This is a genomic window from Neglectibacter timonensis (genome assembly GCF_900048895.1).
GTDB lineage: Bacteria > Bacillota > Clostridia > Oscillospirales > Acutalibacteraceae > Acutalibacter > Acutalibacter timonensis.
The window spans coordinates 175,165-199,086 of sequence record NZ_LT160638.1; the positions used below are offsets into that span (position 1 = coordinate 175,165).

Annotated in this window: 18 protein-coding genes; 15 read left to right on the forward strand and 3 right to left on the reverse strand. The window is 52.6% G+C overall.

Annotated elements, in window-relative coordinates; translation table 11 throughout:
• The first annotated feature begins 38 nt into the window (after positions 1–38).
• From BN3911_RS04555 to BN3911_RS04570, 4 genes are all read left to right on the forward strand, one after another.
• Positions 39–704 carry an ECF transporter S component gene (locus BN3911_RS04555; protein ID WP_082942079.1) on the forward strand — a complete coding sequence of 222 codons (666 nt, stop codon included), beginning with the start codon at positions 39–41 and terminating at the stop codon, positions 702–704.
• A 140-nt stretch (positions 705–844) separates the two neighbouring features.
• Complete coding sequence (locus BN3911_RS04560; protein ID WP_066861946.1) at positions 845–2,413, forward strand: S1C family serine protease; 1,569 nt, start codon at positions 845–847, stop codon at positions 2,411–2,413.
• Positions 2,414–2,619: 206 nt separating this feature from the next.
• The gene (locus tag BN3911_RS04565; protein WP_066861948.1) at positions 2,620–3,078 is read left to right on the forward strand and encodes a GAF domain-containing protein; all 459 of its coding nucleotides are present in this window, start codon (positions 2,620–2,622) and stop codon (positions 3,076–3,078) included.
• Positions 3,079–3,406: 328 nt separating this feature from the next.
• Positions 3,407–4,627, forward strand: a complete 1,221-nt coding sequence (locus BN3911_RS04570) for a hypothetical protein (RefSeq protein ID WP_066861951.1) — start codon at positions 3,407–3,409, stop codon at positions 4,625–4,627.
• Positions 4,628–4,730: 103 nt separating this feature from the next.
• Here the strand turns inward: BN3911_RS04570 and BN3911_RS04575 are convergent, their stop codons facing one another.
• Both BN3911_RS04575 and BN3911_RS04580 read right to left on the reverse strand, forming a co-directional pair.
• A complete protein-coding gene (locus BN3911_RS04575) occupies positions 4,731–5,609 on the reverse strand; it encodes an MBL fold metallo-hydrolase (protein ID WP_147578519.1) in 879 nt (292 codons plus the stop codon).
• 207 nt (positions 5,610–5,816) lie between these two features.
• Positions 5,817–7,181: a glycoside hydrolase family 5 protein gene (locus BN3911_RS04580; protein WP_066861957.1), complete on the reverse strand. Its 1,365-nt coding sequence runs from the start codon at positions 7,179–7,181 to the stop codon at positions 5,817–5,819.
• A 508-nt stretch (positions 7,182–7,689) separates the two neighbouring features.
• On the opposite strand from BN3911_RS04580, the gene BN3911_RS04585 reads away from it, so the two are divergent.
• The 9 genes from BN3911_RS04585 to BN3911_RS04625 all read left to right on the forward strand — a co-directional run bounded on the left by BN3911_RS04585 (position 7,690) and on the right by BN3911_RS04625 (position 20,000).
• Positions 7,690–8,916, forward strand: a complete 1,227-nt coding sequence (locus tag BN3911_RS04585) for a hypothetical protein (RefSeq protein ID WP_066861960.1) — start codon at positions 7,690–7,692, stop codon at positions 8,914–8,916.
• Positions 8,917–9,112: 196 nt separating this feature from the next.
• Positions 9,113–10,522, forward strand: a complete 1,410-nt coding sequence (gene nhaC, locus BN3911_RS04590) for a Na+/H+ antiporter NhaC (RefSeq protein ID WP_066861964.1) — start codon at positions 9,113–9,115, stop codon at positions 10,520–10,522.
• 115 nt (positions 10,523–10,637) lie between these two features.
• Entirely contained in the window at positions 10,638–11,330 is a 693-nt protein-coding gene (locus BN3911_RS04595) for a D-lyxose/D-mannose family sugar isomerase (RefSeq protein WP_066861967.1), read from the forward strand.
• A 555-nt stretch (positions 11,331–11,885) separates the two neighbouring features.
• Positions 11,886–12,812, forward strand: coding sequence for an ABC transporter permease (locus BN3911_RS04600; RefSeq protein ID WP_066862304.1), 927 nt, complete (start codon positions 11,886–11,888; stop codon positions 12,810–12,812).
• Position 12,813: 1 nt separating this feature from the next.
• A complete protein-coding gene (locus BN3911_RS04605) occupies positions 12,814–13,704 on the forward strand; it encodes a carbohydrate ABC transporter permease (RefSeq protein WP_066861970.1) in 891 nt (296 codons plus the stop codon).
• A gap of 133 nt (positions 13,705–13,837) precedes the next feature.
• On the forward strand, positions 13,838–15,415 hold the full coding sequence (locus BN3911_RS04610; RefSeq protein WP_066861973.1) for an ABC transporter substrate-binding protein: 1,578 nt from the start codon (positions 13,838–13,840) through the stop codon (positions 15,413–15,415).
• A gap of 23 nt (positions 15,416–15,438) precedes the next feature.
• Positions 15,439–16,581 carry a Gfo/Idh/MocA family protein gene (locus BN3911_RS04615; RefSeq protein ID WP_066861976.1) on the forward strand — a complete coding sequence of 381 codons (1,143 nt, stop codon included), beginning with the start codon at positions 15,439–15,441 and terminating at the stop codon, positions 16,579–16,581.
• A gap of 88 nt (positions 16,582–16,669) precedes the next feature.
• On the forward strand, positions 16,670–17,503 hold the full coding sequence (locus tag BN3911_RS04620) for a sugar phosphate isomerase/epimerase family protein (RefSeq protein ID WP_066861978.1): 834 nt from the start codon (positions 16,670–16,672) through the stop codon (positions 17,501–17,503).
• Between the two features lie 232 nt (positions 17,504–17,735).
• Complete coding sequence (locus BN3911_RS04625) at positions 17,736–20,000, forward strand: helix-turn-helix transcriptional regulator (protein WP_066861981.1); 2,265 nt, start codon at positions 17,736–17,738, stop codon at positions 19,998–20,000.
• Positions 20,001–20,132: 132 nt separating this feature from the next.
• Here the strand turns inward: BN3911_RS04625 and BN3911_RS04630 are convergent, their stop codons facing one another.
• On the reverse strand, positions 20,133–21,521 hold the full coding sequence (locus tag BN3911_RS04630; protein WP_187127682.1) for an MATE family efflux transporter: 1,389 nt from the start codon (positions 21,519–21,521) through the stop codon (positions 20,133–20,135).
• Between the two features lie 497 nt (positions 21,522–22,018).
• Here BN3911_RS04630 and BN3911_RS04635 point away from each other — a divergent pair, with 497 nt between their 5' ends.
• Together BN3911_RS04635 and BN3911_RS04640 are read left to right on the forward strand one after the other, a co-directional pair.
• On the forward strand, positions 22,019–22,975 hold the full coding sequence (locus BN3911_RS04635; RefSeq protein ID WP_066861984.1) for an ABC transporter permease: 957 nt from the start codon (positions 22,019–22,021) through the stop codon (positions 22,973–22,975).
• Positions 22,976–22,999: 24 nt separating this feature from the next.
• Positions 23,000–23,899, forward strand: a complete 900-nt coding sequence (locus BN3911_RS04640; RefSeq protein WP_066861987.1) for a carbohydrate ABC transporter permease — start codon at positions 23,000–23,002, stop codon at positions 23,897–23,899.
• Positions 23,900–23,922: the final 23 nt, after the last annotated feature.

The window sequence follows — 23,922 nt, forward strand, 5'->3', positions numbered from 1 at the left end:
GAGACGGCGCATATCTATTGTTTGGAGGGAATGATTTGATGCAGGAGAAGGAAAAAGAGGAAGTACAGAGGGAGCAGCTGAGAAAGGATGTACAGGAGATCAACGACCGGGGAAGGCGGGCAGAAAGAGCCGCGGGGAATGCTGCAAAGCACCTGTACCGGATTGTGGCCGTAGCGCTTTTGGGCGCACTGGTATTTGTCTCCAGCATGCTCAGCGTCCCCATCCCGGTGGCAATCGGAGATATTACAAGAATCCATTTGGGCAATATTTTCTGCCTGCTTTCCGGCTTTTTGCTGGGACCTGTGGGCGGCGGGCTGGCGGCGGGAATCGGCTCTGCCCTTTACGATTTGACAAATCCGGCCTATATTGCCTCGGCACCCTTTACCTTTGCTTTCAAGTTTATGCTGGCGTGTGTGTGCGGGCTGGTGGCCTATGCGGGGAATAACCGCGGGAAGAACCACAAACTTAATATTGCGGCGGCCGTCTGCGGCAGCGTCACCTATATGATTCTCTACCTGGGAAAGAATTTTGTGGAAGGGCTTCTGCTGGGCAGCGAAATGGGCACTGTGCTCACTGCGCTTGCCACAAAGCTGTTTACCTCCAGCGTCAATGCGGTCATCGCGGTGGTGGTTTCCGTACCGCTGTATGCAGCCATCCGTTTGGCATTGAAAAAAAGTAAATTGCTGGACAAAATGAATCTTTGACAGAATGTTAAGCTGATTTTCAGATAAGAATACAAAAACCGTCACATGATTTTCACAAAACAGGCTGATAATAAAGGCACAGTAAAGGAACAGGAACAAGAAATCCTGGTACAGCGCAGTTTTTGAAAGGAGTGTCGGTTATGTATAATCCCTATGACAACAGTTCCAACAATAACCATAACACCAATGACGATAGAACAGGCAAAGAAAATTCGGCAGGCTACGGAACGGCGGAAACCCCTTCCTACACCACGCAGGCTTCTCAAAATACCCCTCAGGGCCAGCACATAGGAGGGATGGGAGTACCTGTGGGTTCCCCCTACACCAGGCAGGACGGCACAGCGTCCAGTCCTTCCTATCCAACGTCCAATTCTCAGCAGACCTATCAGACAGGCGCGGGTTCATCCGTGCCCGGTGTGCCGCAATCCCAGCAGGCAAGGCCTTCCTATACGTGGAATACCAACGGCGGCGCCCCACAGCAGACGGCTCCCTATTATGTGCCGGAGCCTCCGAAGAAGAAAGCCAAGGGACATGGCGGCAAGGTGTTTGCCAAGATTCTGGCCGGCGTTCTGTGTTGTGCGGTGGTCTCCCTGAGCTCTGTGGGGGTGTTCGCCCTGATGATACAGAACGGTGTGATCAATGTGGAGAGCACCGGGGATTCCAAAACGGCCGCCTTTACCCTGTATAAGCTGGAGGACGGCAATAAAGCCAGCAATATGGCGGTAAACGGAGAAGCGCTTACCCCACAGCAGGTGGCGGAAAAGCTGATTCCCTCCGTAGTGTGTATTCAAAATTACCGTATCAGCCAGCAGCAGGGCCTTTTCCTGGGCGGCTATCAGAATGATGAGTCCGGCTCGGTTTCCCCTGCAGGAGAGGGATCCGGCATCATCATTTCCAAGGATGGCTATATTGTTACGAACCAGCATGTGGTGGACGGTGCCACCAGCCTGAAGGTGATTACCTCAGACGGCATGACCTATGAGGCTACACTGATCGGTGAAGATACACAGACCGACCTGGCAGTGATCAAGATCGAGACGGAAGACGAACTTACCCCCGCAGACTTCGGCACCTCTGAGGACTTGAAAGTGGCGGATGAAGTGATGGCCATCGGCAATCCCGGCGGCCTGCAGCTCAATTCCAGCGTCACCATGGGCTATATTTCGGCGCTGAACCGGCAGGTGACCAACAGCGATACCGGATACACCATCAACTGCATCCAGACGGATGCCGCCATTAACCCCGGCAACTCCGGTGGTGCGCTGGTGGACATGAACGGCCATGTGGTGGGCATCAATTCCTCTAAAATTGTGGCTACCGGCTATGAGGGACTGGGTTTTGCAATTCCCTCCGATACAGTACAGCCCATTGTATCCGACCTGATCGAGTACGGCTATGTAAAGGACCGGGCTATGCTGGGGATCACCGGCGCCTATGTGGACCGCATGTCAGCCAGCTTCTATGGCTTGACGCAGGGCTTTGTGGTGGAGAAAGCCACCAGTGAGGAGGCGCAGAAGGCCGGCCTGGAAATGTACGACGTGATCACCGCCATCGATGACACGCAGGTCACCTCTGCCAGCACCATCTCTTCCTATATTGCAAATAAGAAGCCCGGAGAAACCGTCACCCTGACGGTGGTGAGAGCTTCCTCCGGAAAATCCGAGCAGGTGAAGCTGGTGCTCTCCGAGAATTCCGGAGAATCCAATTAATCAGAGTACAAGTTTCTTTTTCATAAATCTCCTTTTTCAAGCAGGAGGGACGCGGTTTACGCCGCGTCCCTCCTGCTTTGTGACTGCAGAAAGGATAAGGTGGAATTTAGACTTGATTTGGCAGCCGTTTTCATGGTAGTGTAAAAGAAAATACCCTGCGGTCAGATGAAATCCAGGGTATTCTAGCATAGAAAGGAAATAAAACGATGGACTGGAAACTGGTACAAAAGCAGGCCGAAGCACTGCTGGAGGGGGAACGTGAACTTTTCCCAAATCTGGCAAACCTCTCTGCCCTGCTGAAGGAGTCGATGGAGGAACTCAACTGGGTGGGATGTTATCTGGAGAAAAGAGGAGAACTGCTGCTGGGGCCCTTCCAGGGAAAGCCCGCCTGTATCCATATTCCCTGGGGAAAAGGTGTTTGCGGGACAGCGGCGGAGCAGGATAGCGTGCTTCTGGTGCCGAATGTTCATGCTTTTCCCGGCCATATCGCCTGTGACGGCGCCAGCCGTTCAGAGCTCGTGCTGCCTATTCACAGCCCGTCGGGCAGGGTCTGCGGCGTGCTGGATCTGGACAGTCCCCTGGAAAATAGGTTTACAGAGGAGGATGCAGCCGGCCTGGGGGAAATTGTCCGCCTGCTGGAAAAGGGATGCGATTGGGAGGACTGAAAAGAGCGCGGTATTGGGGTTTTTACCCCAATACCGTGCTTTTTGCTGTTTTTCACCAGTGGGTAATTTTTTAAATAACATTTGACGAAACAGCCACAAAGAGAATATAATAATTTTATAAAAGTTAAAAAGTATTATAATATAGGAACAATATCAGAAAGATCGGGTGATACCTATGGTTTATAAAAAGCAAGTTAAGCTTTCGGTTGGACCGTGTGAGAGTTTGAGGCAGCTTTAAAATTCTTGTCAATCCAGGAGGCTGAGTGACTACAACTCCATAAATCAGGTTCTGAGGGATTTGAGGTTGGTTTTGAGGAGAAAGAAAACGATGAAGAAGCATAGCATTCCAGTAGTTTCACTTGTTTTGCTCCTGTCCATCCTGGCGGGATGTCAGACGGATGTCCCGGCGACCTCTCTGTCCAGCGAGAAGCCCCATGTCTCGCCAGCTGGGAAGCCGTCTTCTGACCCGGGAAGCGCATACAGCTTTGATGAAACAGAGTTTTTGACCCTCTACAACAGGGCGTTGGAACAGAGGAAAACGGGAAAGAAACCATCCTCTCCCGCTCCTCAGGACCCCTCTGAAACCGGATTCGGGGTGCTGCCCCTGGACCGGGAAACCTATGGAACCAGCGCCTATGCGTTTCTGCCGCTGCAAGAGCGGGCGCTCACGGAGGAGGAAATGCTGCAGCTTGCCTGGGGAATGGAAGGGCTTTCCGGGGAAGAGCTGCTGAAGCCGGAGCACGCGAGGACGGGGCTTTTCTCCTATGACGGCGCGGAACGCCTGTTTGCAAACCGTGCCGTCACTCGTCAGGAAGAGGCGGCGCTGCTGCGCCTGACGCCCCGGTACTTTTATGAGGGGATGAGGGCTTCCCTTCCGAAACCCGGAGCACAGGAAGAAGGCCTGCCCGTGACGGTGAAGCTGGACGGAGAGGATCAGTTCGCCGTTCTGCCCCAGGAGGATATGACAGAGGAGGGGCTGCTGCGGTATTTAGAGGTAAAATTTGCCCGCCTGAGACCGGAGGATTACCTGCCCCTGCCGGAGGAGATTTCCTATGGGCAGCTGCCGGAATTCCTCTCCTCCGCCCTTCTCCGCTATGGAATAGGGGACGGTACGCTGCCGGAATACTGCGCTCTGCTGCTGCAAAATTCAGGAGCTCAGAGGACGCCGGAAGAGCGGAGGGCTTCCGAAGAAAACTGGCAGGTAACGCTGCTGTATCCCGAGGGGGACGAATACGTGGTGGGCCTGCGGTCGGATACGGGAGAATTGTACGGCTGGGCGCGCTACCCCAACGGAACCTTTACGGCGGGTACAGCCGCGGTTCCCTCCCATGCTGGAACGCTCCGGGAAGAGGAACTGCTGGAAAAGGCGAAGGGATATCTGCAGGAGCTGTGTCCCGGAGAAGGGGAATATAAGATGGCCTGGCAGGGAGAGCGGAGAACCTTCTTTGAAGAGACAGGGAAGTGTGTCTGGGTAGAACAGGAGGACGGCAGGTCCGCAGAATTGGTCTTGCTTCCTGACGGAACCATCCAGAGCTTTACCTTCCTGTGATGACAGAAAAGAAACCGGGACGGAAATTCCAGCAAAGGGGAACAGGGCAAACTGCCCTGTTCCCCTTTGCTGAAAAGAGCTTGTATGGAAATGGATGCTTCGGTCAGGCGATTGTGTAGGCGGACAGGGCGTGCAGAGGCGTGGCTGGTTCAGTCCCCGGCGGGTCGCTGTCAAGCAGGCGGGAGGCGCAGTAAACCAGTGAAATACCGTTCCAGCAGGCTCGCCGGTATCCGGCGTTGGGGAATGGAAAATGCAGCGCAGAGGGGGAATAGGTTTTGCCGGAGCAGTCTGCGCTTCCCGTCTCCTCGCCGGACAGGATCCGACGGCAAAGCTCCCGGAACCAATCCAAATAACAGGGATCCAGAGGAGAACCGTTGTGGCCGGTACAGATAAAATCAAAGGCATCCCGGTACTGCGCCAACCGGTTCAGAGCGCCCAGGTAAGTCTCCACAGAGGCGGCGGGAACCGCATGCAGTTGACCCCGCTGTTCTGCATAACCCGGCAGCAGCAGGACCTGGCCGGCGTCCAGCTCGTCTCCCACGAAAAGCAGTCTGCTTTTTCGGTCCAGGACAGCCAGGTTATCGCGGCTGTGGCAGTTTAAAACGATTATTTCCAGCGGACGGCCTTCGATGGGGAGAATTTCCCCGTCTGTCACATAGGTGAAGCCGTAATCCAACAGGGAGAGGTCCCTGCATTCTCCCATGTAATTTTTGGCGCTTCTGGAAATTCCTTCGGTGGCAAAAATCTGCTGAAAATAGCCGTTCCCGCCGGTGTGGTCAAAATGGCTGTGGGTGTTGATGACCTTGTTTACGGGTTTCTCAGTCAGCGTCTGCGCGAATTCCCGAATGTTCTCATCGTAGCTTCCGGCGTCGATCATCACCGCCTCCTTCTCCCCGATAAGAAGGTAGCAGTCGCACGCGCTTCCGCTGATCTGCCAAGTGTCTTTTGCAAAGTACCTGCATACAAATTCTGTTGTTTTCAAAGTTTTAGTCCTTCCTGAAAATTGAAATACGATGGCAAGGCGGATTGCCGTGCCCGAAAAGAAGGGCCTGCCCGGGACGCCTGCTCCGGCAATCCCAAACAAGCCCGCCTTGGTATGTTAACCCTTTATTCGTCCGATGTCCCCGCCGTCCTTTTGACAGAATACGGGCTGGCGCGACAGCGCTCTTTTTCCTTCAGGGAAAGAAGCTCAGCTTTTGCAGTACTTCCGGAACCGCTCCTCCACATCTTTGTTGATCTGGCAGCGGTCAAAGCGGAAGTCAGACAAAATATGATCGAGCTCCTCTTTGTTTTTGCCCTGGAAAAGTTCCAGATAGGGGTACTGCAGCATACAGTCCACATAGTTGTCGCCGATGGTGGTGTTAAAATAGACGGGATGTTCCACGTTATCCAAGTTTTTAGCGCCCACCAGGTGTTTTACCGTCTCAGACAGGGCGATGATCTGCTCCCGCAGCTCCCGGCTGGCCTCTTCGCCCCAGTGGGGAGAGGTAAACAGAGCCTTGTCCATGACAGGGCGCACCAGGCTGTTGTAAGCGCCGTCGTCCGGGGCATGCAGCAGGAAGCCGCCTCCCACTCCTTTGAGGCTCCACTGTGTCCAGTGTACATTCATCTCCTCGTAGAGCTCCACCTGGTCGGGCAGGAAGGAAAATTCGCTGACCCACAGGGGCACGTTGTATTTCATGGCAAATTTGGTGCCCTCGGCCTCCAGGAATTCCTTGCGGATAAAGTCCCTCTTCTGCTCATCGGTCTCCAGCTCCGGATGGGTTCCTACCAGGGAATATTCGTGGCTGGAATACATGAGATTGTCGGTGAACGGGACGTCCAGGCCCATAAAGCGGCGGGAGAAGTCATCACCCTCCAAAATGACAATGTGATCGGAATCGATTTTCCGGATAGCTTCGGTGACCCGGCGGTACAGCTTGTTCATCTCATCCCAGCGGCCGTCGTAGGGCAGCAGGGGCATGCGCGTGTAATCTGTGTTGGTGCAGGGCTCGTTCATCAGGTCGTAACCGGCAATGACGGAACGGCCCTTATAGCGCTTGGCAAACTCCTCCCACAGGGCCACGAAGCGGTCCTGGAAATGAAGGGTACGCCACAGCAGAGCACTGCGGGTGTAGTTGTCGGAATGCCAGTCGCTGTTCTGCCATCCCTGCACGGCATGCAGATCCAGAATGGCGTAGACATTGTGCTTTTCGCACCAGTCCAGGGCCTTGTCCAGCATCTGGAACCCCTCTTCCTTGTACACAAAGGGGTGCATGTCGTCTTCAAAATGCCGGTAGTTCAGAGGAATGCGAAGCAGATTCATGCCCAGGGAGGCGATATATTCCACATCAGCCTCGGTGAAAAAATTCCCCAGCATGCTGTCGAAGAAATAGGAGCCCAGCTCTTCGCCCAGTATCTGCTTTGCGAAAAAGCGAAGGCGGTGCTCACAGCCCGGGAATCCGTTCATAAAGTTCTCCATGTTCATCCAGGCTCCGGAGTTTGTACCGCGCAGCCGTACCCTGTTTCCGGATTCGTCCACAACGGCGCCGTTTTTGACCTTCAAAAAATCCATACAAAATCCTCCCAATTTGGCTCTATCATTTCGTCCGGCCCTTCGCCGGACGTTAGGCCCAAAGCATTTGCAGGGAAAGAAAGAGAAATGCCCTGCTTATAGTGATATTATGGCATGATATTCCACAAAGTCAAGAATTTTACAGAAAAAATAAATATCTCAATCAAGTTTAATGTATGATTTTCGACAGTGAAAGAATCAAATGAAATAGTATTTATGAAATTATTGTAAGATACAGGAGATGTATTGACAATTTACACAAAAAATGATGTAATGAAAATATAGATATAAAAATATTCCTGCTTTTCAGAAGCCACATACCATCAATGCCTTCAAGCGCTGCAGGAACCGAGGGATCGGCCTGGAGTGTTTTTAAGGATTTTCTAAACTTGAGAAACGGAAGCAAGCCGAAAGTTGAAGTTCCTGTCAATCCAGAAAGCTGTGTCACTGCCACTCCATAAATCTGGTTCTAAGGGATTTGAGATTGGTTTTGAGGAGATGGAAAACAATGAAGAAGCATAACATTCCAGTATTTTCACTTGTTTTGCTCCTGTCCATCTTGGCGGGATGTCAGACGGATGTCCCGGCAACCTCTCTGTCCAGCGAGAGGCCTGGTGCCTCGTCAGCTGGGGAGCCGTCTTCTGACCCGGGAAGCGCATACAGCTTTGATGAAACAGAGTTTTTGAACCTCTACAACAGGGCGTTGGAACAGAGGAAAATGGGAGAGAAACCATCCTCTCCCACTCCTCAGGACCCCTCTGAAACCGGATTCGGGGTGCTGCCCCTGGACCGGGAAACCTACGGAACCAGCGCCTATGCGTTTCTGCCGCTGCAGGAGCGGGCGCTCACGGAGGAGGAAATGCTGCAGCTTGCCTGGGGAATGGAAGGGCTTTCCGGGGAAGAGCTGCTGAAGCCGGAGCACGCGAGGACAGGCGTCCTTTCCGAGGAGGCGGGCTATGAGGCCCTGCTGCAGAACCGTGCCTTTCATGAGGAGGAACGCAGACGGCTGCTCCTTTTGGAACCTGCGTATCTATACGATGGACGTCGGGCTTCCGCGGACCCAGACGGTGCCCTTCTCCTGGTCAGGCTGCAGGAAGACAAAGAATTTGCAATCCTTCCCTTAGAGAATCTGTCAGAGGAGGGACTGCTGCACTGCCTGGACGTAAAATACGCGGGAGTTTCCCTGGCGGAAGATCTCCTGCCCACAGAGGAGGAGCTTTCCTATCAGGATCTGCCCGCAGTGCTGCGGGAGGCAAATGCCAAATATCATTTCTACGACGGGAAGCTGCCGCGATACAGCGCCATTCTGACGCAGAACGACTTCACCGCGGAAAAGCGGAATCCAATGAAGGAAACCTGGAATGTTATCTTTCTGAATGAGACAGGGGACCAATTTGCCGCCGGTTTTCGGGCGGCTGGCGGAGAGCTCAGCGGCTGGGTCCGTTACCCGCCGGGTTATTTTACGGATCCGGATTTTGCCTTCCCGGAGCTTCCGGGGGAAGGAACGGAGATAAGCGGCGAGGAGCGGAAAAAGAGAGCCGCAGACTATGCCCTGTCCATTCTGGAAGAGGCGGAGGTTGCTTCGGCGGAACAGGAGGGCGGATATCAGGATCCGCTGTATGGGGCCGCCGATTGGTTTGCGGTAAGGATGAAGGACGGCTATAAGGTGACGCTTGCCGTGCAAAAAAGCAGCGGTTTGATTCTCAATGTAAGTATTTTGCCTCAAAATCCATGAAAAGAGAAAATGACAGGCGCGCCGGAGTGTGAAATCTCCCGGCACGCCTGCTTTTTTTGCCGCCCTGTTCCGCTGAAATAGACAAAACACAGAGAAACCATAGAAAATTTCCTTCTTCTGTGTCTTTCACTTTAGCGGAAAAAACAGTATACTTAGTGAAGGTAAATACATTTTGAGCTTAGGGGAGGACAGTTTTATGAAGGGTGAAAAAAAGACCGCGAAGCCTGTTGGCTTCTGGCTGTCAGTGCTGACGTTCCTGGTTTTGATCGTCCTGGTGGTCTCCATGACGGCGGGATTGAAGACGGCGCCCCATGTGCCGCTTCTGATGGCTGCCGCGTTTGCGGCGGTAGTCGGCGCTTTTCATCGGTTTTCGTGGAAAGAGATGATGGAGGGAATGACGGGGGCGATTTCTACGGCTCTTCCCGCCCTGCTCATCATCATGTCCATCGGCATTCTCATTGCCGCCTGGATGGCGGGCGGCGTCATTCCCACCATGGTCTATTACGGCCTGCAGATCATTTCTCCCCGGTTCTTTCTGGTGACGGCGCTGCTGCTCTGCTCTTTGGTTTCCCTGGCCATCGGCAGTTCCCTTTCCACCATTGGAACCGTAGGAGTGGCGCTGTTCGGCATTGGCTCCGCCTTGGGAATTCCGCCGGCGATTACGGCTGGAGCCATTGTCTCCGGCGCCTACTTTGGGGATAAGATGTCGCCTTTGTCCGACACCACCAATCTGGCGCCCTCCGTGTCGGATGCCAATGTGTTCGACCATATCCGCCATATGATGGTCACCACAACCCCCACCTATTTGATCTGCATTGTTATCTATGGGATCATCGGGTTCGCCTACGGAGGGGGAACGGCGGACACTGCCCAGATAGAGGCCACCCTCCGCACCCTGCGGGAGACGTTTGTCATCCATCCTCTGCTGTTGCTGCCACCGCTGCTGGTGCTGGTGATGGTAATTTTCCGGATCCCCGCGCTTCCGGGACTGATGGGGGCCGCCGTGCTGGGCATGCTGGCAGCGGTACTGGTTCAGGGTGCGTCCATAACGGAAATCCTGCAGGGGATTATGAACGGGTTTACCGCTTCCACCGGGGTGGAGGCGGTGGATGCGCTGCTCAACCGCGGTGGCCTTCTGAGCATGATGAAAACAGTGGCGCTGGCCATAGTTGCGTTGAGCTTTGCAGGGGTGTTTGAATGTACGGGAATGGCCTCCTCCATTCTGAAAAAGGTGGTCAGCCATGTAAAGACGGAACGGGGGCTGGTGATTGCCACTATCCTCACCGCCTGGGGCATTCTGCTGGGAACCGGACAGCAGTACGTGGCTATCATCATGGCGGGCCGGCTGTTCCGTCCCCTGTATCAGGAATATAACCTGAAGCCGCAGAATCTGAGCCGGGCTCTGGAAGATGCGGGAACCGTGTTCGGTGGAATCGTGCCCTACAGCACGGGCGCCGGATTTACCGAGGGGATGCTGGGCGTTTCCGCCTGGCAGTACGGCCCCTTTACCTTCTTTGGATGGATCAATCCCCTGGTGGCTATCTTGATTGCCGCCCTGGGGAAAAGCATGCCGCATCTGGGCCAGAAGGAAAAGGGCAGAACCTGAGAAGTGCCGCTTTGCTGCAGTTCTGCAGAGTGTAACTTTTTTCCCGGCGGGAGCGCCGGAGCTTCTGGCGGTTCTGGCACGACAGAAAAACCAAGCGTTGATAGGAGGAACTTCTGTGAAACGATCGGAAATCAACAGGGCGGTTCAGCGCGCCGTGGAATTGCTGGGGCAGGAGGGGATTGGGCTGCCCGCATTTGGATATTGGAAGCTGGAGGATTGGAAACAGAACAGGGACAGGCTGGAAATCATCCGGCAGACCATGCTGGGCTGGGATGTGACGGATTTCTCCAGCGGGGATTTTCTGCATACCGGATCGGTTCTGTTCACGATACGTAATGGAAGCCCTTCCGGGACAGGGACTCCTTATGCGGAAAAGCTGATTTTCCAGCGCCATGAAACAGAGCAGGAAATCCCGTTCCATTTCCACCGCATCAAGACGGAAGACATCATCAACCGGGGCGGAGGAATCCTGCAGCTGCAGCTGTACTGTTCCGGCCCGGACGGGACGCTGGACAGGGAACGGGAAGTGGAGGTGTTCTGCGATGGGATCCGGCATAGGATCCCTGCCGGAACGGTGGTTGAGGTGCAAAAGGGCTGCAGCATTACCCTGGTTCCCGGACTGTATCACCGTTTCTGGGCGAAGAAGGGAGCAGGGGATCTGATTGTGGGAGAGGTGTCCTCCGTCAACGACGACAGGACGGATAATTGTTTTCTGCAGCAGCGGGACCGTTTCTCAGTCATAGAAGAGGATGAGGAAGTCCTTTTCCCCCTCTGTAACGAGTACGGAAAATTACTTTTTTCAGAATAAGAGTCCATGGCGATATTTTGAACTGTTTTCACGGATGCTGTTCCACAAAAGGGGGATGCTGGTTCCCTTCACGGTCATAAATAAAGAGAAGCATAAAAAATCGCTCTCTGGGGAGCCTGTTAGGGCTTTCCAGGGAGTGTTTTTTACGGCAATTTTCATAGAAGCTACTTTCAAACAGTAAAAGGTGAGATGCGGTTTCTCTTTATAACGCAGGGATTCTGAATTCTTTTTTGATGGTAAAATTTAACATAAAACAGAATCCTTACTTGTCATTTTTGTCTTGTAAAATTGAAAAATCCAAAAAAATTAAAACTTTTTGAAATTTTGAATCTTTTAAAATTGTTGTTTTTTAACTGATTTTAGAGTTTACGGGCGGGAAAGAGTTGGCTAAACTGAGAGGCAGACAAAAACAATCCTCAACCTGACAAAATTGTTATTCAAGTTGCTGGGTCTTTGGGAATTGCATTTGTCCGCCTCAAAATGTGCCCTGGACATTCTGAGCAGGCGCCAATTTCAGGGAGAGAGGAAGGAGAATTCCATTATTTGGAGAAGAGGATGAAAAAACATCGGATAAGAGGGATCGGGCTGGAATTCAAAAAGAATAAGTTCTCCTATTTATTCTTGCTGCCAGCGACTATTTACACTTTGATATTCAGCTATTTCACGATTCCCTACATGGTGATCGCCTTTGAGGATTTCAAGTATAATACTGGAATTCACAGCCAATGGGTGGGCCTGAAGAACTTCAGCTTTTTCTTCAGCTCGACCAAGGCATGGGAGGTTACGAGGAACACCCTGGTACTGAATATCAGCTACCTGGTGGTGGACACTGTGATCGCGCTGGTGATCGCAATCCTGGTCAATGAGATCAGAAAGAGGAAATTTGCCAAGCTGACCCAGTCGGCTATGCTGTTCCCCCACTTTCTGTCTTGGGTGATTATCGCTTATGTACTGTATGCCTTTTTGAGCTCAGAGTACGGCCTTCTAAATAAAATGCTCACCGGGGTGGGCATGGAGGCGGTAAACTGGTATAACAACGCCTCTTATTGGCCGGTTATCCTGGTGATTATGCACGCTCTGAAGACTGCGGGGTACAATTCCATTGTCTACCTGGCGGCCATCACCGGCATTGACAGCGGGATCTATGAGGCGGCTGTCATCGACGGGGCCAGCACCTGGAAACGCATCTGGTATGTAACGCTGCCTCTGCTGATGCCCACGGTCTGCATTTTGACGCTGATGTCCATCGGCCGTATCTTTTATGGCGATTTCGCCATGTATTACGCCATTGTAAAGGACAACGGCATCCTGCTGAAGACCACGGACGTGATTGATACCTATGTGTTCCGCATGCTGCGTACAACGGGAAATCCCTCGATGGCTATGGCCATCGGAGTCTACCAGTCAGTCATGGGATTTTTGATGGTGTTCGGGGCAAACTGGTTTACCAAGAAATTCTTCCCGGAAGGAGCGTTGTTCTAACATGAATGCGGCACGTCTCGGAAAAAAGAGAGGAGAACAGCTCTCCCAGGTCCTGATGGGACTGATCCTGATCCTGTTTGCTTTCTGTTGCCTGTTTCCCATGTATCTGGTGCTGATTAATTCCTTTGCAACAGAGGCAAGCATTTTGAAAAACGGCTACCAGCTGATCCCGGAGCAATTCAGCCTGGAAGCGTACAAATCCATTTTTTATGCAGGTTCCCCCACTTTGAAAAGCTATGGGATCACCATCTTGATCACCGTGGTGGGGACGGCGATTGCCGTAGTAATTACATATATGTGCGGATTTTCTTTGGCGAATGAAAACCTGAAATACCGCAACGGCTTCTCCCTGTTCTTCTTTATCACCACGGTGTTCAACTCCGGTCTGGTGCCTTGGTACCTGATCTGCCGTGTGCTCCACCTTTACAATAATATCTGGGCGCTGATTATCCCGTCTCTGATTTTTACTCCCTTCAATATGTTCCTTACCCGGAACTTCATCAAAGGGGTTCCCAGTTCCCTGATGGATTCGGCTCGGATCGATGGGGCTGGGGAGCTGACCATAGCGTTTCGGATCTACTTTCCCATCTGCTCCCCGGTTATCGCAACAATTACACTCTTCTACGCGCTGGGGTACTGGAACAATTGGTTCAATGCAATCATGCTGCTGGACAGCAGCGAGCTGTACCCGCTGCAGATGATCCTGTTCAAAATCCAGTCTGACCTGAGCATGCTCAAGGACCTGACCAATGTGGGCTTGTCCAATACCGTTCCCACGGAAAGCTTCAAGATGGCATCGGCCATTGTCACGATAGGACCTATCGTGCTCCTGTATCCTTTCCTGCAGCGCTACTTTACCGAAGGCCTGATTATTGGGGCGGTAAAGGGTTAAACAAGGTGGGTCTCCCGGCAGCAGGAACGCAGTAATCCATAAAATGGGAAAGCAGGCTGTGGGAGAGGCCCGGTTCCGAATGGTTCAACCAGCTCAATGAAAAAGCTGAAATCAAATAGGAGGAATGAAATCCATGAAAACCAAAATGAAACGTCTATTGGCCGTTGCACTGTGTGCGGCAATGGCGGTGAGCGCCGGCGCCTGCTCTGGAGCAGACAGCGGAAGCTCAGAGAAGACCAGTTCTGCCGGCAGCCAGGCTGTCTCCGCGGCGGCCGGCTCCAGTGCGCCCCAGCCCATGCGGTACGTGGCTCCCGGTTCCGACTGGCCCATGCAGGATGAGGTGATAGCCAAGGTCAATGAAAAATTGCAGGCAGACGGCGTCAACATTGAAGTCAAGCTGCAGAGAATCCCCTGGGACGCCTGGGACCAGAAGACACAGCTGATGATCTCCAGCGGCGAGGAATTTGAAATGCTGCATGTCATGCAGGACAAGAAGCAGGTGGGCATCCTGTATGGTCAGGGGGCTCTGGCACCTCTGAACGAGCTCTTTGATTCCGGGAAATATGACGACTTGAAGAGCAAATTTACCGACAACGTCTGGAAGGAAGTTACGTCCCAGGGCAATATCCTGGCGGTTCCAGCTATGTCCACAGCCAACCAGGGGAAAAGCTACGGCGATATCTCTTACCGCAAGGATGTTGCGGACAAGCTGGGGCTGAAGACGCCTACCACGGTGGATGAGGTTATCGATTTCGCCAAGGCGATTCAGGCGGAACTGGAAAAAGAGACCGGCAAAAAAATCTACGCTTGGGGTGGTACCGGCCGTCCTGCCGAATGGTACCTGCGTTCACTGGATGAGGATTACTTCTATGTGGATACCGCTCTGACATTGGTAAAGGTAGACCAGGATGGCACCGTCTCCTCTTGGGTGGAAAGCGAGGAGTTCAAGAACAGCTGTAAGCTGTACGAACGTTTCAACAAGGAAGGGCTGATCCATCCGGACAGCCTGAGCCTGGGCCACGAATACGGCTCCAACGAAATCCTGTACGGACGCTGGGCTATTGGCTTTGACTCAGGAATGCCTGTGGAAAATGAGCAGCAGCTGCAGAAAAATGTACCGGGCGCAGAGATCGGCGTCTTCCAGCTTGCACCGGAAAAGAACGATTTCATCACGTTTTACACCTACAACTGCAATGCGGTTCCTGTCACTTCCAAGCATCCTGAGGCAGCTCTGGATTTCCTGCAGTGGCTGTACTCCGACCAGGAAAATCATGACCTCTTTATGTACGGCATCGAAGGGGAGACTTATAATGCCGTGGGCGACAACAGGAAGGAAAAGATCTTGGGCGAAGACGGAAAGGCCCTTTACCAGTATGACGAATGGCAGATTGCCTATCAGCCGCTGCGCCGGTTTGAAGACGGGATGTCCGACCGTCTGATTGCCCTTGACAGCCGCCGCCGCGACCTGGACGAGGAGGCTGTGGTGAGCGTAGCTACCGGCTTTATGTTCGACTCCACACCGGTGGCGGATGCCGCGGCGAACCTGTCCGCAGAGGCGGAGAGCCTGTTGGCACCTCTGAAATGCGGCCTAGTTTCCTATGACGAGGGCTTTGAAAGCGCACTTTCTACCCTGAAAGCCGCCGGGCTGGACGAATATCTGGCGGAGTATGATAAGCAGTTTCAGGAGTTTTTATCAGGTCAGTCTAAATAAATAAAGAGAAAAGGAGTTTTTCCATGAGTCAAGCAAAACAGCTGAAGGTGGGAGTAATCGGCGCTGGCTTTATCGCCAGTACCGCCCATCTCCCCTCCATACTCAAGCTGGGGGATCGTGCGGAGCTGACGGCCATAGCGGACAACCGGCCGGAGGCCCTGGAGCACATTAAAAAGTATTTCCCCATTCCGAAAACCTACACAGACCCTTATGAAATGCTGCGGGAAAATAAATTTGACGTGGTACATATCTGTACGGCAAACAACACCCACAAGGAATTTGCCATTGCAGCACTCCGCAGCGGCGCCAATGTGCTGTGTGAAAAGCCTTTGGCTTTGACCGTCAAGGATGCCAAGGAGATGTTTGAAGAGGCTGACCGGGCTGGGAAAAAGCTGATTGCCTGCCAAAATAACCGCATGGGACCGATGCAGGAGGTCAAAAAGCTAATCGAAGACGGTGTGCTGGGCCAGGTTTACTACGCAGAGATTGAGAACATCCGCCGACGTGGCGTACCTGCCTGGGGCAGGTTTCACGTGAAGGAGGATAACGGAGGCGGCCCGCTGTGCGACGTGGGTGTCCATTACCTGGACGCCACGCTCTTCGCCGTGGGGAATCCGAAGCTGGTAAGCGTTTCCGCAAGTACCTTTACAAAGATTGCGGACCGGGGGGACGCCAGTGTGGACACAATGGGCGCCATGACTGGGGATACACCCTACCTGCCCCGCAAGGATTACGATTATCATGATTTTTCCGTGGAGGATTTCGCCTCCGGCATTGCACGGTTTGACAACGGCATGCAGATCATGCTGAAGTTTTCCTGGGCGCTCAACCTGCCCCGCAACGACGGCTACAAAATTGTGGGCGATAAAGCCGGGTTGGTCTATGACAAGAGCAGCGGCGCACAGAACCCCATCACCCTGTACGGGGCAGAGGGGAAGCACCTGTCAGACGAAAATCTGGAAATTGCCATCGCCAAAAAAGGCGCTATGCACGATATCGGGCATGAAATGCTGATCCACCACTTTGCGGACGTGCTGCAAAATGGGGAGGAATGTGTGATCAAGCGTGAAGAAATGCTCAATGTGGTAGCTGTGATGGAGGCCTTCTATCTGTCCGGCCAGTTGGGCCGGGAGGTTACCAGGGAAGAGCTCAGCGACTGCCGGTAAAACCGGCCGCCGCTGAGCGGTGGGGAGGAAAGAGAGAGATCCATTGGCAGAACGTAAACAGACAGGACAATCATAAGGAGGAATTAGAATGAGCAAGTTGAAACTGGGCCTGCAGATGTGGAGCATTCACGACGTGTTTGTAAACCAGGGGTTTGAAAAGGCGCTGCAGGAAATGAGCAAAATGGGCTATGAGGGATTGGAGTTCGCCCTGGGCGGCAGCGCAACTCTGTCGGACCGCTGCGGCTATCCGGTTGATCCCAAAGAGCTGAAGAAGATGATGGAGGCCTATGGTGTGGAGCCGCTGGGTTCCCATATCGCATTCGGCGAATTTATGAAAAACCCGGAAGTGGTGCTGCAGGAATGCCTGGATCTGGGGCTGAAATATGCTGCGGTGGGCCCTGCTTTTGAAGGGGACCGTACCCCCCACGGGGATCAGATCGAAAAGTATAAACAGATTACAGAAGGGGCCAGGGTCTTTAAAGAGAACGGGATCCAGTTCCAGGTGCACTGTGCGGTGTACGGTTACCTGCACGATTACAAGGGCCGTCCTACCTACCAGGGCATGATTGAGGAGGCGGGCATCGATCTGATCCAGCCTGAATTCGATACGGCATGGATGATCTGCAGCGGGAACGATCCGATCGAGCTCCTGAAAAAATACCGGGGCCATGTGGATATCCTGCATTTCAAGGATTACCATCCGGTTCCCTATGACACCGAATATATTTTGGTGCGCCATAACGAGGTGTGCGACCATCACCGCGGCTGCGCCGTGGGGGACAACGGCGTACAGGATGTGGCCTCTATCGTGGCGGCGGCCGAGGAGTGCGGAACCAAATGGGTACTTACAGAGCTGTGGAATGAGGAGAACAGCCTGGAGAACGCAAGGATCAGCGCGGAAAACATCAAGAAATACCTGTAACTGGAAGGATGGGCCAGAATGCCACCCATGTGGTTCAGGGCGGAAGGTTCTGAACCGCGGGCCGTTCTGCACGGCACACAAAAAAGTTTCGGAAGGGCGCTGCAAAATATATTTTTTGCAGCGCCCTTTTTCTGAAAACCTGTGAAGCTTTTCTGCGCCTATTGTTTTGCAGAGGCAATGGGATTACAATATTTATAAGATAGATTGGGTGCTGAGGAAAGAGGGGATTGGGATGAATCTGCGGAACCTGTTTCGCTTTCGCTATTACCGGAAGTTGGTGTGTTCTTTTGTACTGATCGGTGTACTGCTGGTCTCCATGGCGGTGGTCTGTATTTCCATTATGTTTTCCCGGATGACGGTAAAGCGTGTGGGAGAGATGTCTGTTTCCAGCGTGAGGCAGGTGGCGGATTCTCTGGATACTCTGCTGGAAAACTGTCAAAATGCGGCAGATATCCTGATGAACGAAAGATATTTTACTTCAGTGGCCGGTAGCTACACACTGGACCGGCTGAAGGAGTACGCCCTGATGTCCAGTATTATGAAACTGAAGATCAACTATCCCTATATCCGGCATATGGGCATCGTCAACGGCAGGCTGGACCGCTATGTAGGTACGCGGGGCGTCTATTTCGGGTGTGAGGATTCCATAAAGGAAGCGGACCTTTCCCAGGAAAACCAGCACTATGCCATCTTTGCCAGAAACGTACGGGAATATGAGAATACCGAGGAATCCAAAAAGATTTCCGTACTGACCTATCTATATGAACCCTACAGCTTCCGTGGAACTGGCAGCTATATTGTAATGGATCTGGATCTTGCCGCTATGAGGGATCAGCTGAAACTGATCGACAGCGAGGTTTGGGAGCAAATCGCCCTGCTCAACGGGGAGGGAAAGCAGGTGCTGGGCGTCCACACCGGAACGGATCAGAAACAGGCGTTGGAGGCCTTGGCGGGAGAAATCCCGGAAGGCGGCGAGAGCGGCTACTTTTCCGGCGCCTACGCAGGGACCAAGCAGCTGGTGTCCTTCTGCCGCCTGTCAGGGATTCCCTGGTGCATCGTGGGGATCCAGCCCTGGGGCAATATCGTCTCCGTCTTTATGGGCACACAGTGGATTTTCCTTATTGGCGCGGGTTTAGTCATTGTGCTCTATGTGATCCTCAGTGTTTTCTTCTCAAATTATATCTATAGCCCCATAAAGGATATCCGCGACAGCATCGGTGTGGAGCCGGAAAAAGACGGGAACCAGGACGAGCTGGAGCTCATCGGCAATGCCTTCAGCAGCTACCGGAGACGGGAGGACTGCTACCGCTGGGACACCTCCCCAGTCCGCAAAGCCGTCCGGAAATGTTTTAAGAGGCAGGACTCCTCCTGGGAGGAGTTGGAAAAACTTTCCGATCCCTTTCTGGAGACAATGGCCTCTGGTTCTCCCTACTGCGTAGTGGTGCTCTCCGCAGACAGCTCCTGCCGTCAGAACGACTTTTACCAGGATCGCCAGCTCTACTGCTATATCCTGATGAAAATGGCGGAGGAACTGCTGGAGGAGAGTGGAATCCTCTCGCTGGGGCTGTCGGTTTCTGAACCGGAGGAGGTGGAATTCGCGGTGATCTGCCAGACGGGAAAAGAGGAAATCCCCGCCAAGATGCAGATGGGTCTGGAAGAAATACAGCTTGGCCTGCATAGGGAGTTCCATCTTTCAGTCAGTATTGGGGTGAGTTCGGTACGGCGGGGGCTGGAGGCTTTGCCCTCGGGCTTCCATGGCGCGGTGGAAGCGCTGGAACAACGGATCCTGGACGGCCCAATGCACCTGTATTTTGAAGGAAAGCTTCCCTCCCGTACGTCCCTGGAGGAATACCCTGCGGCTCTGGAGCGCCGCCTGCAGGACAGGATCTTCGCAGGGGATGGAGAACAGGCAAGGCTGCTTTCCGAAGAATTTTTTGACAGCCTGAAAAACTCGCCGCCGGAACAGGCGCTGCTCTATTTTCACCGGCTCTATTTCTCCACCCTTTCCAAAGGGATCTCCATCCTGGATTCCACAGATATCTCCCTGGAGAGGCAGGAGCGTCTGTGGCAGGCTGCGCATGTAACGCGGGATCTGGCCGGTATGAAGCAGGCCTATCTTGCGCTGTGCGCAGAACTGACGGAACAGATTGGCCGGGTCACCTTCCGCAGCAGTACGGAGCAGGCGGTCAACGAGGTGAAGCTGTATATGGAACAGAACTATGCGGATCCCGCCATATCGCTGACAACGCTGGCAGAACGGGTCGGGCTGTCGCCCTCCTACCTGGGTCAGGTCTTTTCCAGACAGCTGGGAGTGTCCTGTGTGGACTATCTTGCAAAGATCCGAATGGAGGAGGCCGCCCGGAAGCTGACGGAGACAAATCTCACCGTTCAGCAGGTCAGTGAATCCATTGGAATCTTGAACACCAGCTATTTCTACACATTGTTCAAAAAGGCATACGGCATGACCCCGCACCGATACCGGACCAAGAAGATATGATCCTGCTGGTGAAGACGGAATACAGGTGTTCTCTGGGGGGAACGGGCGGGGGTCTGCGGACTGGGAAAACCCCATAAATAAGAAAAGGATGCGGCCAACCTGTCTATGGTTGGCCGCATCCTTTTTTATTCTTTACGTTTGCTTTATTTTTTCAGGCTCCCGCAGACTTTTCCTCCAACCGCCGAAGAGGTAGTAGACGATCATGACAAGAGCCTCCAGAGTCCAGCACACCGAGAGGGACCAATGGATCCCGTTGGCGCCGATCCGGCTGGAAAGCAGCATTGCCACCGGCACCCTTCCCAAAAACATAGAGAGAATCCCAATCAGCATCGGAGCAGTGGTGTGCCCGCAGCCGCGGACGACGCCGCTCAGAATACCGAAGAAGCCCATCATCATGTAAAAGGGAGCCACAATCCGGAATTTATCCATACCGGCCTGTACCACTGCGGATTCTCGGGTGAACAGCTGCAGTGGGAGTTCCCCGAAAAAGAACAGAAAGGCAGAGATGAGAATTGAGATGGCGGTGGAGACGATCAAGGTCGTCCTAACGCCTTCTTTGATCCGTCCGGGCTTGGCGGCTCCCATGTTCTGCCCAGCATAGACCGCGATGGCGGAGCCAAAGGTCATCATGGGCATGGTGCAGAAGGAGTCGATCTTGATCACGGCGATATTGGCCGCAATGATGACGGTCCCGAAGCTGTTGAGCATGGTCTGCACGATAATGTTCCCGATTGCAGAGAGGGAGTTCTGAAAGCCGGAAGGAATCCCCAGCCGCAGAATTACCTTCAGCAGCTCCTTGGAAATTCTCAGGTCTTTCAGATAGAGGTGGATGGGGGCGTCGGTGCGGTTGATACGGAACAGGCCGAACACCACCGAGCACAGCTGGGCGAAAAGGGTGGCCCAGGCCACTCCGGCAACGCCCCAGTCAAAAGCGATGACAAAAAGCAGATCCAGGAGGATATTGATCCCACAGGAGATCACCAGGAAGATAAAGGGGGAAATAGAATCACCGATGCCTTGGAAAATGCCGCTCAGAACGTTGAAGAGCATAAGGAAGATGATGCCTCCAAAGGTGATCTGCATGTAAACGGTGCTCTCTGCCATGATGTCCTCCGGCGTATTCACCAGGCGCAGGAGAAGCTGGCTCAGGGGGATTCCGGCAGCCATCAGAACAAGGGCCACGAGAATGGTGACGGTAATCACCGTCCCTACGGCTTTCTGCAGCCGCTCGAAATCCTTTGCCCCGTAGGCCTGTGATATCACGATTCCGGTACCCACTGAAATTCCCAGAAAAAACGAAACCAGCAAATTGATCACCGGGCCGCTGGCGCCCACTGCAGCCAGGGCTCCGCTGCCCACAAAGTTTCCCACCACCATCGAATCCACCGTGTTATACAGCTGCTGCAGAATGTTGCCCAGCAGCAGGGGGATCGAAAATCGAAGAATTTGCATCATGGGATTTCCCAAGGTCATATCAATGCTGCCCCGGTTCAAACGGGCAGGCTTGGAAAAAGCGCTCATAAATTCATTCCTTTCTGCCAAATAGTAATTTCTATTATAGAAAGGCGGAAACCGTCTGTATATCATAAAATATCGCTTTCCTTGTATTTTTGGGGATTCTTTTCGAAAGACCTGTTGTTTTTCAACAGGGTGGAAGCGAAAGGCGGCCGGATCTGACATACCGGCGATACAAAACGACCTATGGAAAAGGCTTATTTGTCAAAGGAATTTGCCGTGCCATAGTAAGTATGCGAGGGTGATTTTACCGGTATTGAGATAGTGATTTCGCAAAAAAGACAAGAAAAACCGAATTTTAACATTTTGAAAACGGACTTTTACAATAAAAACGGGATTATTCTATGGACAAATTATGTACAGAACATTAAAATTCAACCAATGCAAATTCACTGCCGGCAGGCACAACCCCCAAAATTTGTACACGGGCCGAACGGTATCGCAGCCCGACAGCTGTCTGCGAACGGTCCTCTCACCCCGTTACATAAAGGAGCGAAGCAAAAATGACGGACGGACAAAAGGTTCTTAAGGCAAAATCAAAAGGGAAAGGAAGATTTCTTCGCGAATTAAAGCAAAACAAAATTCTGTTTATCATGCTGATCCCTGCGCTGCTCTACTTTTTCATCAACAACTATCTGCCGATCATCGGTATCTACTTTGCCTTTACGCGCTTCAGTTTTTCAGGAGGTCTGTTTGGAAGCCCGTTTGTGGGAATGGAAAATTTCCGGTTCCTTTGGGAATCTGGAAAGCTTTCCATGCTGACAATCAATACGGTAGGGTATAACATCGCCTTTATTTTCACCTCAAATTTCATGCAGATCCTCTGCGCTATTCTGCTCAGCCGGATCGGGAACAAATATTTTAAAAAGACCACGCAGTCCATCATGTTCCTCCCATACTTCGTGTCTTATGTTATTCTGAACGTAATCGTCTACAACCTTTTTAATTACGACGTGGGCTTTATCAACGGCGTGCTTCGTTCCATGGGGTCGGCTCCCTTTGACGCGTACAACAACCCGGGGATCTGGCGTTTCCTGATGGTTATTTTTTATCTCTGGAAGCAGATTGGCTATGGCACGGTCATCTATCTGGCCACGATTACCAGTATCAGCCCTGAACTGTATGAGGCGGCGGAAATCGACGGCGCCAACGTATTCCAGCAGATTCGGTACATCACGATTCCGCTTCTGGTCCCCACCTTTATCACGCTGCTGCTGTTCAGCCTTGGAGGTATCATGAAGGGGCAATTCGACCTGTTCTACCAGGTGATAGGAAACAACGGAGTCCTCTATGACGTGACCGATATTATGGATACCTTTGTCTACCGTTCCCTCAAACAGGATTTTGATATCGGGATGAGCACTGCGGCTGGGCTCTATCAATCGGTGTTCGGGTTCATTGTAATAATGGTTACCAACACCCTGATCAAACGCGGCCATCCGGAACAGGCTCTGTTCTGATATTTTGAAAGGAGTGGAAACACCATGAAAGGAAACGGATCTAAGATAAAAAGGACGCCGTCCAATATCATCTTTAACCTTATCGCGTATTCGATCATTTTGGTTCTTACAGTTTTCTGTATCTTTCCGCTGGTTTTGATTGTTTCGGGATCCTTTACCCAGAACAGCGTTTTGATTCGGGAAGGCTACCGCATTTGGCCGTCTGTGTTTTCGGTGGCTTCCTATCAGGAGCTGTTCAAATATCCGGCAGGCATTCTGAAGGCATACGGCAGCACGATCGCCATCACGGTAATCGGAACCTCCATCGGGCTGTTTGTCATGAGCATGACGGGGTATGTCCTGCAGCGCAAGGATTTTTTCTACCGGAATAGAATCTCCTTTATCATTTATTTCACCACAATTTTTGGCGGCGGTATGGTGCCCTGGTATATTCTGCTTTCCAAATATCTGCACCTGCAGAATTCTTATGTGGCCAGGGTTCTTCCGCTGCTGATGACTCCTTTCCTCATCATTTTGATGCGCACTTTTATCTCTTCCTCCTGCCCCGTGGAGATTGTAGAATCTGCAAAAATTGACGGCGCAGGCGATTTCAAAATTTTCAATTCCATAGTACTGCCGATTATCGGTCCCGGCCTTGCCACAGTCGGACTGTTTCTTGCACTGGCCTATTGGAACGAGTGGTATCTGACCTCCCTTTTCATCACCAATCGCGATATGTACAGCCTGCAGTTCTATCTTTACGACATGCTGAACAGCGCCCGTTTCGCGCAGGAGATGGGAATGTATGTGGGAGACCGGGAACTGCCCAGCGAATCGATCAAGATGGCGATGGTGGTCGTCACTACCGGTCCGATTATCTTCCTCTATCCCTTTGTACAGAAATACTTCGTGGCTGGCATTGCAATCGGTTCCGTGAAAGGATAAGCCCGTAAAATAAATTCAGGAGG

Coding starts and splice junctions, on each gene's coding strand:
- BN3911_RS04555 (WP_082942079.1), top strand. CDS start 39: ATGCAGGAGAAGGAAAAAGAGGAAGTACAGAGGGAGCAGCTGAGAAAG.
- BN3911_RS04560 (WP_066861946.1), top strand. CDS start 845: ATGTATAATCCCTATGACAACAGTTCCAACAATAACCATAACACCAAT.
- BN3911_RS04565 (WP_066861948.1), top strand. CDS start 2,620: ATGGACTGGAAACTGGTACAAAAGCAGGCCGAAGCACTGCTGGAGGGG.
- BN3911_RS04570 (WP_066861951.1), top strand. CDS start 3,407: ATGAAGAAGCATAGCATTCCAGTAGTTTCACTTGTTTTGCTCCTGTCC.
- BN3911_RS04580 (WP_066861957.1), bottom strand. CDS start 7,181: ATGGATTTTTTGAAGGTCAAAAACGGCGCCGTTGTGGACGAATCCGGA.
- BN3911_RS04585 (WP_066861960.1), top strand. CDS start 7,690: ATGAAGAAGCATAACATTCCAGTATTTTCACTTGTTTTGCTCCTGTCC.
- nhaC (WP_066861964.1), top strand. CDS start 9,113: ATGAAGGGTGAAAAAAAGACCGCGAAGCCTGTTGGCTTCTGGCTGTCA.
- BN3911_RS04600 (WP_066862304.1), top strand. CDS start 11,886: ATGAAAAAACATCGGATAAGAGGGATCGGGCTGGAATTCAAAAAGAAT.
- BN3911_RS04605 (WP_066861970.1), top strand. CDS start 12,814: ATGAATGCGGCACGTCTCGGAAAAAAGAGAGGAGAACAGCTCTCCCAG.
- BN3911_RS04610 (WP_066861973.1), top strand. CDS start 13,838: ATGAAAACCAAAATGAAACGTCTATTGGCCGTTGCACTGTGTGCGGCA.
- BN3911_RS04615 (WP_066861976.1), top strand. CDS start 15,439: ATGAGTCAAGCAAAACAGCTGAAGGTGGGAGTAATCGGCGCTGGCTTT.
- BN3911_RS04620 (WP_066861978.1), top strand. CDS start 16,670: ATGAGCAAGTTGAAACTGGGCCTGCAGATGTGGAGCATTCACGACGTG.
- BN3911_RS04625 (WP_066861981.1), top strand. CDS start 17,736: ATGAATCTGCGGAACCTGTTTCGCTTTCGCTATTACCGGAAGTTGGTG.
- BN3911_RS04630 (WP_187127682.1), bottom strand. CDS start 21,521: ATGAGCGCTTTTTCCAAGCCTGCCCGTTTGAACCGGGGCAGCATTGAT.
- BN3911_RS04635 (WP_066861984.1), top strand. CDS start 22,019: ATGACGGACGGACAAAAGGTTCTTAAGGCAAAATCAAAAGGGAAAGGA.
- BN3911_RS04640 (WP_066861987.1), top strand. CDS start 23,000: ATGAAAGGAAACGGATCTAAGATAAAAAGGACGCCGTCCAATATCATC.